The organism is Pseudomonas sp. S31 (assembly GCF_016648105.1).
Lineage (GTDB): Bacteria > Pseudomonadota > Gammaproteobacteria > Pseudomonadales > Pseudomonadaceae > Aquipseudomonas.
In genome coordinates, this window is sequence record NZ_JACVVE010000018.1 from 1 (window position 1) to 13,465 (window position 13,465).

The window sequence follows — 13,465 nt, forward strand, 5'->3', positions numbered from 1 at the left end:
ACTCGGCTACGAACCGAGCGGTCGCAGGTTCGAATCCTGCTGAGTCCGCCATACAATCAAGAAGCCCGCTCATTTGAGCGGGCTTTTTGTTTTCTCGTTTCGCTGAATTGTCATCGAACTGCAACTACGCTTTCTTACACACACCGACATCTTATCGTTGACTGATTCGCTTCTTGCGTTGTCACAGCTTTATCACGCAAACGATTGTTCTGGCCAAAAATTTAGGCGATCTAGCCGCCCAGGCAGTGTATGATTGCGCCCGTCAGCCCCGCCGGGGCTTGTGGAAAACCACCATGGACTTACCCAGTAGTTACTCCCTAACACGATTCATACAGCTTGATCTGACAGATTGATTCTCCCGGCGTGCTCCGCTGCTGGGAGTGGAGTTCGCCTATGACCGAAGTAGAAGTAAAGAAAGGCCAAGACAGCCTGCAGGATCGCCTGGCTCAGGTGGTCGATCTGCTGCAGCGCCAGCGTGTCGTCGAAGACGTCACGCATCGCCAGGAAGGCCAGCACCAGGACCTGGTTGAAAGCCTCGTCCACCGCCAGAACCTCGTGGAGCTGCAGCGCAAGCTCGACGACCTGCACCCCGCCGACATCGCCTACATCCTCGAAGCCTTGCCCCTGCAGGATCGCCTGACGGTCTGGCAACTGGTGCGCTCGGATCGCGATGGCGACATCCTCCTCGAAGTTTCCGATGCCGTTCGCCAGTCTCTGATCGCCGACATGGACGATCACGAACTGCTGGCCGCAGCCAAGGAAATGGACGCCGACGAACTGGCCGACCTGGCACCGGAACTGCCGCGTGACGTCGTCCACGAGCTGATGGAAAGCCTCGACGCCCAGCAGCGTGAGCGTGTGCGCTCGGCGCTGAGCTACGACGAGGAGCAGGTCGGCGCGCTGATGGACTTCGAGATGGTCACCATCCGCGAGGATGTCAGCCTCGAGGTGGTCCTGCGTTATCTGCGTCGCCTGAAGGAATTACCGAACCACACCGACAAACTGTTCGTGGTCGACTACGGCGGCATCCTCAAAGGTGTGCTGCCGATCAAGCGTCTGCTGGTCAACGACCCGGAGAAGAAGGTGGCAGAAGTCATGGCCACCGACCCGGTGTCGTTCCACCCGGACGAAGACGCCTACGATGCTGCCCAGGCCTTCGAGCGTTACGACCTGGTCTCGGCTCCCGTGGTGGACAAGAGCGACCGCCTGATCGGCCGTCTGACCATCGATGAGATGGTCGACCTGATCCGTGAGGAAAGCGAAAGCGAAGTGCTGAACATGGCCGGTCTGCGCGAGGAAGAAGACATCTTCGCCTCGGTCTGGCGTTCGCTGCGCAACCGTTGGGCCTGGCTGGCAATCAACCTGATCACCGCTTTCCTGGCCTCGCGGGTGATCGGCCTGTTCGAGGGTTCGATCGAGAAGCTGGTGGCCCTGGCGGCGTTGATGCCCATCGTCGCGGGCATCGGTGGCAACTCCGGCAACCAGACCATCACCATGATCGTGCGCGCCATGGCGCTCGATCAGGTATCGCCGGGCAACACCAGCCGCTTGATGCGCAAGGAACTGGCGGTGTCGTTGCTCAATGGCCTGATCTGGGGCGGGGTGATCGGCGCGGTGGCGTTCTGGCTGTATGGCAGCTGGTCGCTGGGCGTGGTGATGACCGCGGCAATGACCTTGAACCTGCTGCTGGCCGCGTTGATGGGCGTGCTGATCCCGATGACCCTGACGCGCCTGGGGCGCGACCCGGCGATGGGCTCCAGCGTGATGATCACCGCCGTGACGGATAGTGGCGGCTTCTTCATCTTCCTCGGGCTGGCGACGCTGTTCCTGCTCTAGGCCTTGGAGAGAGGGGCGCGCAGCGCCCCTGACGGCAGACACGAAAAAGCCAGCTTTCGCTGGCTTTTTGCTGGTTGGCCGAACGACTCAGGAAGCGTCGGCAGCCATTTCCACATCGTGAGCGATGAGGGCCACCAGGGCGTTCTGTTGGCGGTGGGAGAGTTGGCGGAAGCGTTGGAGCAACTCGCGCTCATGCAAGGACAGCTCTGGGCTGTCCAGGCGCATGCTCAGCTCGTCACCCAACGCACCTTCTTGGATAAGGCTCTGTTCCAGGCGCGCGATGATCTCGGAGTTCATGCTGCGGTGATGGTTGCGCGCTACCTCGGCAATGCGCTCACGCATTCCGTCTGGCAGGCGGACGACGAACTTGTCAGCAGTGCGGCTCGAATAAATAGCCTGTTTCATTGGGCGCATATAAATTGACCGGATATCTGGTTCAGGGGAAAGCGGTTCTCAAATTGGCCGCACGGGATGGAAGTACGACCGTGGCGACGACAAAATGTTCAACCGAGATGAAAAATAGGCTGTGCATTTTGCCATGGTCGCCGTTTCCTTGGCGTCAATTATGTGACTAATAGTGAGCCGGGTAAAGGCTTTTTGCCAGTACCAATTATCAGAAATGAGCACTGGTTTGAAAAATTTCACATCGATCGGCGCATTCTACCGTCAGCCGTTTGCCGTCAAAAACCGGTAAATAACAGCAAATGGTCGGGAAAAGCCCTAGAATGCACGGGTTTCCTTCCTAGAGCATAGTGGCTATGCAATATGACGCAAGCGATAGCTGTTTCCATTCAGCACGTCTGGTATTTCTGGTAGGACCCTCCGGCTCGGGTAAAGATTCCGTGATCGACGCAGCCCGTGCGCGCCTGGCGGCTGCGGGGGTGAAAATCGCCCGACGGGTCATCACCCGCTCCGCCGAATCCAAGGGGGAGGCTGCTCAAGGCGTCACGCCCGAAGGTTTCGCGGCGATGCTCGCGGCTGGGGAGTTTGCCATGCACTGGCACGCCAATGGGTTGGATTACGGGATACCGGCGCAGGTGGATCGTTGGCTCGAGGAAGGGCATCCGGTGCTGGTGAATGGCTCGCGGGCCTACTTGAGCGAGGCGCGGCGGCGTTATCCGGACCTGCTGGCGATCATGCTCGAAGTGCGGCCGGAGATTCTGCGCCAACGCCTGCTGGCGCGCGGGCGGGAATCCGAGGCACAGGTGGAGCAGCGGCTGGCGCGTGGCGCCTCGCTGCAGGGCGAGGTCGAAGCGGATGTGCATCGCCTGGATAATTCGGCATCGCTGGAGACTGCTGTCGAGGCGCTGCTGGCGTTGCTGGGCAGGGAAGGGGTGATTCGGATTTGAAATTCAGTGTCGGCCGCTTCGCAAAGGAGGCCGGAAAAGTCGCCTGCAAGCGATCGAGACATGACAAACGGCAGCCCGCTGGTTAAGATGCTCGCCGTCCTGTCGCTTGGCTTTCATGCCTGGCAAAAATGTCTCAGTAGCTCAATTGGATAGAGCATCCCCCTCCTAAGGGGAAGGTTGCAGGTTCAAATCCTGCCTGGGACGCCATGCTCCTCCCTCAGAGGGACACTCCCTGCAACCGCAGATACCCGATCACCCCCACCATCGCAGCGCAAAACAACCACTGCAGCCAACTTAGCCCGGCTATCCGGTAGATCGCCTGCAATGGCCTGCGCCAGCGGTATTGGCGATCCTGTGGGGCCATGTCGGCCGGCTGCAGCACACCGATCACGCCGGTCAGCAAATAGGTGGCCAGCCCCAGCCACCCTAGCCAGAGCCCGATCACCAGGCCCAGGCCGATCAACGGGCCGGCGTTGCGTATCACCAGCAAGCGACGATCGCGGGTGAGGTTTCTGCGGACACATTCTGCGCTGAGCCGCTGGTCGAGGTCGTGAAGGCTCTCGGCGATATCGAACCAGAGACCGAGCAGCCACTTGCCGACATAGGCGCCTAGCAGTGCCGCCAGGGCATAGAGCGGTAGTATCAGCAGCATCACGGCCAGCCCGGCACCGGGTAGGCTCTGCAGGGCAAGTGTCAGGGTCAGCACGGCAGTCGTGCGCTTGATGCCGTAGGGTGGGTCGCGGGGCTCGACGAGTCGTTTCCAGAACCACGGATCATGCATGGGGAACATCCCCAGCAAGTCGGCGAAGCGCGACGAGAAGGCATCGGACAGCCGTTCACAGGCTTGCCAGTCGGCCTCGACGAAACCTGCGGCCAATTCCCTCTGCTGCTCGGGTTGTTGCACCAGCAGAAACAGCGCGGCGGCGTTGGCCTGGGGGCTCGGCTGTTGTTCGCGTCGAGCCGCCAGCGCGCGCAACGCATCGATCCAGGTGCGTTGCTCGCAACGCCGATGCAGCGCTTGCCAATGTTCGTCGGGGATCGGCGGCGTGGCGCCTGGAGCGTCCCAGGCGAAGACCTGGCAGATGCCGACGAACAACGCCGGTGGCCAGTCCTCGTTGTCGAGCAGCAGGGTCAGCACATGCACCTGGAATGCCTGGCGACGCGAGAGGTCGCCCAGCCAACCTTGGCGACTGGCTTGCGCCAGGCAATCGATGAACTGCGCAGGCTCACCCGCGGCCATGTACTGCTCCAGCCTGGCGTGGAGCGCGGTGGCAAGTAGCAGGGCCAGGCGTTGCTGCTCCAGTTCGCCGGTTGCGAACTGCTGCCAAGGGGTCAGCCACTGGCGCTGCTCCACGCCCCAGCGCAGCAGGTTCGGGTGGGCGGTGGCTGCCTCCAGGCAGCGTCTGAACAGCAGCGGCTCCAGGGCTCGTTCGATGCCTTTTGCCTTGGCCTCGTACCAGGTGCGCTCGACGGCGCCATCGTCGAGCGCTGCCAGTAGGGCCAGCGCCTGCTCGTGCTCTGAAGGCGCTGCCGGCTTGGGTACTGTCGATCTGCTGCAGATGGGGGGCACGGCATCGGCAAGCGCGACCGTGGCCTCGGTACGCGCCTCGCGCGCTGATTGCAGGGCTTCTTCATAGGCCTCGCGCAAGCGCTGGAATGCCACCGGATCTTCGTCGGGGCGGGTGCGCTTGAGCAACCTGGCGTATTGCCGCTTGATGCTGCGTTCATCGGCTTCAGGGGAAAGTTCCAGCACCTGCCAGCAACGGGAAATGCGCATGGCTCAGAAACCGCCCTGGTGTTCGAACTGGTCCAGGCGCTCGCTCAGTTGCTTGCGCGCCTGGCGGATGACGCGTTCGTCCTGGCTGGCCAGTGCCTGTTGGAACAGGTTGGCCCAATGATCGATCTGCTGGCGATGTTCGCCCAGGCTCTCCTGGTACAAACGCTCCAGGCGCGCGACCAGCAGCGTGTTGACCTGCTGCTCGCGGGGATGAACCTTGAGCGCTGCCAGGTTCTGCAGGCACGTGGCGATTTCCTCGGGGCTGAGTACCCCAGGATTGTTCTCGATCACCAGCTCGAACTGCTCACCGGTCAGCGGAATGCTCACCTGGCATTCCAGGATGCCGTTGTTGTCATAGGTGAAGCGCACATCCAGGTCCACGGAGCCGCCGGTGTTCGGCGGTACCGGGATCTCCAGGGCTCCCAGCGCGATATTGTCGCGCACCAGGCGGCTTTCACCCTGGAAAATCCGCACCTGCACGCGCTCCTGCGACTCATCGACGGTGCACACGGTTTCGACGCGGCTGACCGGTACCGTGCTGTTGCGCTCGATGATCGGCAGGTAATGCCCGGCCTCGAGCCGTTGGCCGAAGCGCTGCGAGGTCTCGATGCCCAGGGTATAGGGGCAGACGTCGGTCAGCACCACCTCTTCCAGGGCGGCATCCCGCGCGTTCAGTGCGGCTTGGATCGCGGCGCCGTGGGCCACGGTTTCGTCCGGGTTCAGGTGCACCGAGGGGAAGCGACCGAACAGGCTGGCGGCCAGTTTGCGCACCAGGGGCATGCGCGTGGCGCCGCCTACCATGAGGATCTGATCCAGTTCGTCGATGCGGATGCGCGCATCGCGCAGGGCGCGCTCGACCGGATTGCGCAGCCGCTCCAGCAACGGCTCGAACAATTGGGCCAGGTCTTGCTGGGTGAAGCTGTACTGCCACTGCTGGCCGTCGAGCCGCAATACGAACTCGCAGCTAGCGGCTTGCCCCAGCGCGATCCGCACCCGCTCGGCCTCGCGTTGCAGGGCCTCGCTGATTGCATGGGTGGCGGGAAATCCGGGGGTCTCGGCCTGGGTCTGGAGAAAGCGCTGCACCAGCAGCTGATCGAAGTCTTCGCCCCCCAGGTAGTTGTCGCCAGCACTGGAGCGGACCTCCATCACGCCATCGAACAACTCCAGGATCGACACGTCGAACGTCCCACCACCCAGGTCGAACACCAGGAACGAGGACTCGCCGCCGCGCTGAGGCAGGCCGTAGGCCAGGGCGGCTGCGGTCGGCTCGTTGATCAGCCGGGTAACGGTCATCCCGGCCAGTTCGCCAGCGATGCGCGTCGCCTTGCGCTGGGCATCGCTGAAGTAGGCCGGCACGCTGATCACCACATCGGTCACTGGCTTGCCATGAGCGCGCTCGACGTCTTCCTTCAGGCTCCTCAGCAGCATCGCCGATAGCTCTTCGGGACGAAAGGGCGTGGCTCCCAGCTGCACCGTGCGAGCACTGCCCATGTGGCGTTTGAACAGGGCAGTGGTCAGTCCGGGATGGGTAGACAGGCGCTCGCGGGCCGCTTGCCCGACCAGGATCCGCCCCTGGTCATCCAGGCCGACCACCGAGGGCGTCAGCAACTGCCCCAGGGCATTGGTGACGAGCACGCTGGTGCCCTTGTCCCAGACCGCTACCAGGCTGTTGGTCGTGCCCAGGTCGATTCCGACGATCATGAAGCAATTCCTTTTCCTTCCAGTCGCGAAGGCTCTGACGAACAGCGTCGTCCGCGCAAGTCCTTTTTCCAGAATGAGAGGCGGTACTCAAAAACGCAATAAAACCGCTCGAGATTGAACTTATATATTCCTGAGCGTTCTAGGATACCGCTCCGGGCTGGTGGCAATGTGTCAGCAGCTGCGCTGAATAGCGATGCAAAAGCGTGCAACAGGCCTGGATGGCAGAGTCCGACAGACACTTACAGGGATGCAACCTCTCATGCAGCAGACTTCCAATCAAGCGCCCGCCACGGGTGCCCTGGTCGGCCATTACTACTATGGCAAGGCGGCCAAGATCTTTGTCATCATCCTGGTCGCGACCCTGCTGTTGCTGGCAGGCGCCATCCTCTACTTCACTACGTTGCTGCCGGCGAACGGCTCCGGGCCGGTGGCGTTCACCACTTCGAGCGGCTCGACCGTACGCTTCGACGGCCAGGTCTCGTTGCTGTACTTCACCAGTGGCCTGCTGGCGGTGCTGGGGCTGGGCGTCGCGGCACTCTGGGCCTGGCACAGCCGCTATCGGCACAGCAGCTACGAGCTGTTCGAGAAGGGTATCGCCTACACCACCAAGGGCGTGCGTACCTATGTGCCGTTCACCGAGATCGAAGACCTCTACCTGTTCAGCTCCGGGCAGATGGTGATGACCGGCATGATCACCAACCTGGCCTTCCGGCGTAACGCCAGCGAGCCGTTCCATCGGGTGATCGAGCCGCTCAAGCGCTTCCACGAGTTCGTGCAGCTGTTCCGCGAGCTGTATCTCGATGCGCGCCAGCCGGCGGTCCTGCAAACGCTGCAGGCAGGTGGCTCGGTGACGTTCAAGTACATCGCCACCGGTGAGGTCTGGCGCAAGCGCGTGAGCGGCAACTTCCTCGATGCCAAGACCCTGCCCATCGTGGTCACCCGGGACCACCTGCAAGTGCAGGGCAGCCAGGTGTCGATCGCGTCGCTGCGCAGCATGGACACCAGCACCTGGTCCGAGAAGATCAACCTCAAGGATGCGTCCGGCAACACCGTCCTGTCGACCGTCGCCACCGGCATCATGAACATGGACCTGTTTCTCAATACCTTGGGCCTGCTGATGGAAGACTCCGCTGCGCAAGCGCCGCAAGCAGCTGCTTCCCAGGCCTGAACCCGTGCCTGGGGCGGCGATGACGAGCGCCCGGGCCAATGGCGATCGGATGAGCCGATCGCCCAGCGAACCTTAAGGATGAACACAGTGCAGTCGAAGAATGTTTGGGTAGGGATGCTGGTCGCCGTGGGCATTTTGCTTGCCGGTTGTGACAACGGCGAGTCGCCCCGCAGCGCGGCGGCGACCCAGGGGCAGGAGGCGCCGCAAGCGCCGAGCGCCGAGCAGGTCGAGATCGAGAAGTACAACTTCTATGTCGACGCGGCGAACCGTGGCGGCAACTTCGGCGCGATCCTGGAAAAGCGCCGCACCGAATATGCCAAGGGCCTGAAGTCGGACAAGCCATTGTCCGATTACTACATCTTCAGTGCGTATGACATCAGCGGCCTGCGCGACAACCTCAGCAAGGCCTTGGCCCTGTCGTCGCCCATGCCGGAACTCGACGAGCCGGCCAAGGCGATGCTGGTGGCGCTGGAGAAGCTCGCGCCGATCCACGCCGACCTCGCCAACTACGCCGACTCCAAGGGCTACCTGGCCGATGGTGGCAAGAAGGCCAAGGAGCTGGAGCCTGCGCTCGACGCCGCCATCGAGGCGGTTGCCACGGAGCAGGACAAGTTCTACGACGGCCTCGCCAAGCGCGACGAGATCAACACCCAGCAAGCGTTCGACGACGCCGAGAAGGATACCCTGGAGTACTACCGCGCTGGCATCGTGCTCTACGCCAAGCAATCGGTGCGCTTGTCCAAGGACTTCTACCAATCTGCAGGCAAGGAAGAAACCGCCAAGCCGTTCGAGGAAAGCCTGAACAAGACCGCGCAGATGATCGAAGGCTGGGACAAGCAGAGAAAGGCGCAAACGCCGCAAATGTCCTGTAGCGTGTTGCTGAGCGACCTGAACCGCTTCGTTGGCAAGGGGCGTGAGTCCATCGCCAATGCCCGCAAGGGTGGCTACAAGTACGATGAACAGCGTCAGATGATGTGGAAGAACAACAACCCGATCAAAGCCGATGCGCAATGGTTCGCGCGCTTCTACGACTCGGTCATCAATGGCATGAACGCTACTCGCTGCAGCTGAGTAGGCTCATCCGGGGAGGGCGGCCGGGTTGGCCGCCATCTCCTGTTTCAGGTCCATCCGCTTCTATCCGCCGCCTGCCGTCTTCTGCACACTGTGCTACATCGCCCAAGCTGCGCGTCGCCGCCGCTTCCCTCTTGTGCAGAGATCCTCATGCTCTCCCAGTTGACGCTCGTTTCGCCCTCGGTCACCGCCTATGCGCTGGGCTGTGTATTCATCGCCGCGCTCGCCCGAGGGTTTTCCGGGTTCGGCTTCACCTTGCTGGCGATCATGTCACTGTCGTTCGTATTGCCGCTGTCGACCATCGTGCCGGCGATGTTCGTGCTGGAGATCGCCGCGGGCGTGAAACTGCTGCCATCGATCTGGGGCCAGGTGCACTGGAGTTCCATCCGCGTACTGGTCATCACCTCGGTTCTCGCCACGCCCCTGGGGGCCTACCTGCTGGCGCGCATGCCGGGTGAGCTGGTGAAGGTGATCCTGGCCGTGCTGATCATCGGCTGTTGCCTGGTGATGATCACCGGCTTCAAGTTGCGGCGCATGCCGTCGTTCATGCAGACGGCCGCCACCGGCGCCGGGGCCGGTGTGCTCAATGGCTCGCTGGGCCTGGGTGGGCCGCCGGTCATCGTGTTCTTCCTCGGCTCGCCGCTGGCGCTGGAGGCAGGGCGGGCGTCGATCATCGCGGCGTTCCTGGCCATGGACGTGGCGGCGTTGCCGGCGTTCTGGGCGCTCGACCTGTTCGGTCGCGACGCGCTGCACCTGGGCCTGATGAGCCTGCCGGTACTGGTGCTGGGGGTGTGGCTGGGGGCGCGTATGGCGCAGCGGGTGGAAGAGACCTTGGCGCGCAGGATCATCATCGTGTTTTTGCTGATTCTGGCGTTGGGGAGCCTTTTTTAGCGGGGGGCTTGGCCTGGTTTTTGTGAGAGGGCTGAAATCGAGCGCCGCGCGGGCGGCGCTCGATCTACGCTACGCCGAAAATCCTCCGACAAACACTCAAGCCCAGATATCACCAATGGTGAAGCCTTCGGTAAACGGATCGTCATGGTCCAGCACGAAGGTGTTCAGGCCGTAGATCCAGCTGGTGCCGGTCACGGTCGGCACCACCGCCTTGTGCTCGCCGATGCGTGTCTCGTCGATCAGGCGGCCGGTATAGATGTTGCCGAGAATGCCCTGGTGACGGAAGTCCTGGTTCAGCGGTAGCTCGCCCTTGGCATGCAGGGTCGCCATCTTGGCGCTGGTACCGGTGCCGCAGGGGCAGCGGTCGAGAGCGCCGGTCCAGGTGGCCGGGTCGTCCCAGGAGAAGGTGCCGGAGGCCATGGTGACGACGTTCTTCCAGTCGGCGCTGGGGTCGTCGGTAGGGCCGGACAGCTGCGAGATGGTGATGCCCACGCCCGGATAGTCCGGGTGGGCGACCGGTAACTGCTCGATCGCCGCCTCGCGGATCATCGACGACACCCTGGCGATCTCGCCGCCGTGCTCGGGCTTGAGCTCCAGGCCCTTGAACTGGCGCACGTCGGCGATCACGTAGAACATCCCGCCCCAGCCCACATCGACCCGCACCTTGCCCAAGTGCGGCACATCGATGACGGCATCGATGTGCGCGGCGAAGGCCGGCACGTTCTGGAAGGTGACGCCCTTGACCTTGCCGTTCTGGCACTGCGCCTTGATGCGGATCAGGCCTGCCGGTGCTTCGAGCACCAGTTCGGTCAGTGGCTCCTTCATCGGCAGCAGGCCCATCTCCAGCAGTACGGTCACCACCGAGATGGTGTTGCCCCCGGACATCACCGGGTACTCGATCTGCTCCATGATGATGTAGCCCGCATCGGCTTCGGGGTGGCACGGCGGGACGATGATGTTGCAGCAGTGCGCCGGGTAGCCGCGCGGCTCGCGCAGCATCAGCTTGCGCAACTGGTCGTCATTTTCCTCCAGCCATTTCATCTTGGCGTAGACGGTGTCGCCGGGGATGTGCGGTACGCCGCCGGTGATCACCCGCATCGGAGTGCCGGCGTGGGTGTCGACCGCGTGAATGGTTCTCTTGAAGGCCATGGGCAAGCTCCAGCTTATTGTTCGTATGGATCGCGTGCCGGCACTTTCTCATCCTCGGCCCAGCAACCCCTATAAGAATTGGGACAGCTCATGTGAGGTTCGGGCGATCCCCTGACGCCGGGTGATTCGTACCAGTAGTTGTCCCAATCCTTATAGTGGGGGCGGCGTGTGGTTGGCAGAGTGATCGCCTGCAGAATGCATCCATCCGAGGAGTGTTTCATGAGCCAAGTTCTTACCGTCGTTCGTCAAGCCGCCGAGTCCGCCCTGGGTGAGCTGGCCCCGGCCAAGCTGCCGATCGGCGAACCGATCGCCCAGGCAGCCACCGGCCAACATCAGGCCGATGACGCCGTCAACGCCAGCATCGGCGTCTGGGAAAGCACCCCGGGTGTGTTCCGCCGCCACCTGAAGAACCGTGAGTTCAGCCACATCGTCAGCGGTGCCTGCACCTTCACCCCGGACGGCGGCGAACCGGTGGAGCTGCGTGCCGGCGATGCCGTGCTGTTCCCGGAAAACTGCGAAGGCGTGTGGCACATCCACGAGACCCTGCGCAAGACCTACGTGCTGTTCTGAGGAGGCGATCCATGATCGAGCGCATCAACCCTGGCAAGCGCGCCAGCCAGATGGTGATCATCGATGGCCGCATCGAGACCTCCGGCATCGTCGCCGAGAACCTCGACGGCGACATCGCCGAGCAGACCCGCTGCGTGCTGCGCCAACTGGAGTCCTGGCTGGCGCAGGTCGGGGCGAGCAAGGCCAACCTGTCGCGGATGCAGATCTGGCTGGCCGACATGGGCGAGTTCGCGCGCATGAACGAAGTCTACGATGCCTGGGTCGGCGAGGCGCCGCCGGTACGCGCCTGCGTCGGCGCGCCGTTGGCGGCTGCGGGCTACCGCATCGAGATCCAGGCGTTCGGGCAGCTCTGAGATGGGGCGCTGGGCTCGAGAGCTGTAGCGCCTATGAGAACGCGCGCCGCCCGCGCGGCGCCACCGCATCTCTCCAGCCGAACACCGAGCACCTGTGCGTACTTCTACCATCAATTGTCATGCTCGTTACAGCGAGGGGAGCCGCTGGGTGCGCATCATGTTGCAAAAACCAACATGCTCTCACGCTCAAAGGCACCAACTATGTACCGTGGATTTTGGTATGCCCAGGCACTCGACCTGGATAGCGATCTCGCCCCTGCCTTGCAGGATTCGATTCAAGCGGACGTGTGCATCGTCGGCGGCGGGTTTCTCGGCTTGTGGTCGGCCATCCGCCTGAAGCAGGCGCACCCGGAAAAAACCATCGTCATCGTCGAGCGTGATCGCTGCGGCTCCGGTGCCAGCGGCCGCAACGGTGGCATCGCGACCAACTGGTGGGGCAAGTACCTGTCGGTACGCACCATCTGCGGTGACGTCGAGGCGCGGCGCATCTGCGAAGCGGCCGAGTCGGCGATCGACGAGATCGGCAGCTTCTGCCAGGAGCATGGCATCGATGCCCAGTACCGCAAGGATGGCTGGCTGTGGACCGCCACCAACCAGCGGCAGATGAACTCCTGGCGCATACTCACCGACGGTCTGCAGAAGCTCGACGTCAACCCGTTCCAGGAAATGGACCGCGAGACCATCCGTGGCCGAGTCGGCTCGCCGCTGGTGCTGGGCGGCATCTACGACCCCAATGCCGCCACCGTGCAGCCGGCCATGCTGGCGCGCGGCTTGCGTCGGGTGGCACTGAAGCTGGGGGTGAAGATCTTCGAGAAATCGCCGTTCACCCACCTGGTGCGTGGCAAGAACCCGGTGGTGCATACCGCCAAGGGCCATGTGAAGGCCAACCACGTGGTGCTGGCGCTGAACGCCTGGGGCGCGCAGTTCCCCGAGTTGCGCCGGATGATCGCGATCATGTCCAGCGACATGGTGGCCACCGCGCCGGTCAAGGCCAAGCTCGATGCCATCGGTTTCAGCCGCGGCGAGTGCATGACCGACTCGCGCACCGTGCTCAACTACTGGCGCAACACGCCCGACGGCCGCGTGGTCTTCGGCAAGCCACTGGGCCAGTTCGCCTACGCCGGGCGCATCGGCAACCTGTACGAGAAACCATCGCCTGCGGCCGACAAGGTCGCCGCCGAACTGCGCCGGCTGTACCCGCAGCTCGAGGATGTGCCAGTGGTCAGCAGCTGGACGGGGCCGATCGACCGGGCCATGAAGGGCCTGCCCAACTTCGGCTACCTCGACCAGCACCAGACCGTCAGCTACGGCATCGGCTTCTCCGGCAATGGCGTCGCCACCACGGTGTTCGCCAGCCGCATCATCAAGGCGCTGGCCACCCATGCCAACGACGAGTGGGCCAACTGTGGCCTGGTCAACCAGAAGATGAAGCTGCTGCCGCCAGAGCCGTTCCGTTTCTTCGGTGCGCACATGGTACGTGACGCGCTGGTACGCAAGGAATCGTTGGAAGATCACGACCAGGACGCCGGCTTCATCACTCGCCAGTTGGTCGGCATGGCCCCGGCTGGTTATGTCCCCGCCCAGAAAAAATAAGATCAGG

The 13,465-nt window shown here is 63.0% G+C and carries 12 protein-coding genes and 1 tRNA gene; 9 read left to right on the forward strand and 4 right to left on the reverse strand.

Annotation, left to right across the window (positions count from 1 at the left end; all coding sequences use genetic code 11):
* Positions 1–393: 393 nt before the first annotated feature.
* Entirely contained in the window at positions 394–1,836 is a 1,443-nt protein-coding gene (gene mgtE / locus IAE37_RS14755; protein ID WP_201174749.1) for a magnesium transporter, read from the forward strand.
* An 87-nt stretch (positions 1,837–1,923) separates the two neighbouring features.
* Here the strand turns inward: mgtE and IAE37_RS14760 are convergent, their stop codons facing one another.
* A complete protein-coding gene (locus IAE37_RS14760; RefSeq protein WP_003254499.1) occupies positions 1,924–2,250 on the reverse strand; it encodes an Arc family DNA-binding protein in 327 nt (108 codons plus the stop codon).
* A 344-nt stretch (positions 2,251–2,594) separates the two neighbouring features.
* Between IAE37_RS14760 and phnN the strand changes: the two genes are divergently transcribed.
* The gene (gene phnN, locus IAE37_RS14765) at positions 2,595–3,185 is read left to right on the forward strand and encodes a phosphonate metabolism protein/1,5-bisphosphokinase (PRPP-forming) PhnN (protein ID WP_201174750.1); all 591 of its coding nucleotides are present in this window, start codon (positions 2,595–2,597) and stop codon (positions 3,183–3,185) included.
* 130 nt (positions 3,186–3,315) lie between these two features.
* Positions 3,316–3,392, forward strand: a tRNA-Arg gene (locus tag IAE37_RS14770).
* Positions 3,393–3,402: 10 nt separating this feature from the next.
* Here the strand turns inward: IAE37_RS14770 and IAE37_RS14775 are convergent.
* Both IAE37_RS14775 and IAE37_RS14780 read right to left on the reverse strand, forming a co-directional pair.
* The gene (locus IAE37_RS14775; RefSeq protein ID WP_201174751.1) at positions 3,403–4,962 is read right to left on the reverse strand and encodes a J domain-containing protein; all 1,560 of its coding nucleotides are present in this window, start codon (positions 4,960–4,962) and stop codon (positions 3,403–3,405) included.
* A 3-nt stretch (positions 4,963–4,965) separates the two neighbouring features.
* Positions 4,966–6,663, reverse strand: coding sequence for a molecular chaperone HscC (locus IAE37_RS14780; protein WP_201174752.1), 1,698 nt, complete (start codon positions 6,661–6,663; stop codon positions 4,966–4,968).
* Between the two features lie 259 nt (positions 6,664–6,922).
* Between IAE37_RS14780 and IAE37_RS14785 the strand changes: the two genes are divergently transcribed.
* The 3 genes from IAE37_RS14785 to IAE37_RS14795 all read left to right on the forward strand — a co-directional run bounded on the left by IAE37_RS14785 (position 6,923) and on the right by IAE37_RS14795 (position 9,793).
* Positions 6,923–7,831, forward strand: coding sequence for a hypothetical protein (locus IAE37_RS14785; protein WP_201174753.1), 909 nt, complete (start codon positions 6,923–6,925; stop codon positions 7,829–7,831).
* A gap of 78 nt (positions 7,832–7,909) precedes the next feature.
* Positions 7,910–8,902 (forward strand): YiiG family protein, encoded by a 993-nt coding sequence (locus IAE37_RS14790; protein ID WP_442967823.1) that lies wholly within the window; start codon positions 7,910–7,912, stop codon positions 8,900–8,902.
* 150 nt (positions 8,903–9,052) lie between these two features.
* Positions 9,053–9,793, forward strand: coding sequence for a sulfite exporter TauE/SafE family protein (locus tag IAE37_RS14795; protein WP_201174755.1), 741 nt, complete (start codon positions 9,053–9,055; stop codon positions 9,791–9,793).
* 96 nt (positions 9,794–9,889) lie between these two features.
* Here IAE37_RS14795 and IAE37_RS14800 read toward each other — a convergent pair whose 3' ends face one another.
* Positions 9,890–10,942: a proline racemase family protein gene (locus IAE37_RS14800; RefSeq protein ID WP_201174757.1), complete on the reverse strand. Its 1,053-nt coding sequence runs from the start codon at positions 10,940–10,942 to the stop codon at positions 9,890–9,892.
* A gap of 219 nt (positions 10,943–11,161) precedes the next feature.
* On the opposite strand from IAE37_RS14800, the gene IAE37_RS14805 reads away from it, so the two are divergent.
* From IAE37_RS14805 to IAE37_RS14815, 3 genes are all read left to right on the forward strand, one after another.
* A complete protein-coding gene (locus tag IAE37_RS14805) occupies positions 11,162–11,512 on the forward strand; it encodes a cupin domain-containing protein (RefSeq protein ID WP_201174758.1) in 351 nt (116 codons plus the stop codon).
* Between the two features lie 11 nt (positions 11,513–11,523).
* Positions 11,524–11,865: a RidA family protein gene (locus IAE37_RS14810; RefSeq protein ID WP_201174759.1), complete on the forward strand. Its 342-nt coding sequence runs from the start codon at positions 11,524–11,526 to the stop codon at positions 11,863–11,865.
* A 201-nt stretch (positions 11,866–12,066) separates the two neighbouring features.
* Positions 12,067–13,458 (forward strand): NAD(P)/FAD-dependent oxidoreductase, encoded by a 1,392-nt coding sequence (locus IAE37_RS14815; protein WP_201174760.1) that lies wholly within the window; start codon positions 12,067–12,069, stop codon positions 13,456–13,458.
* Positions 13,459–13,465: the final 7 nt, after the last annotated feature.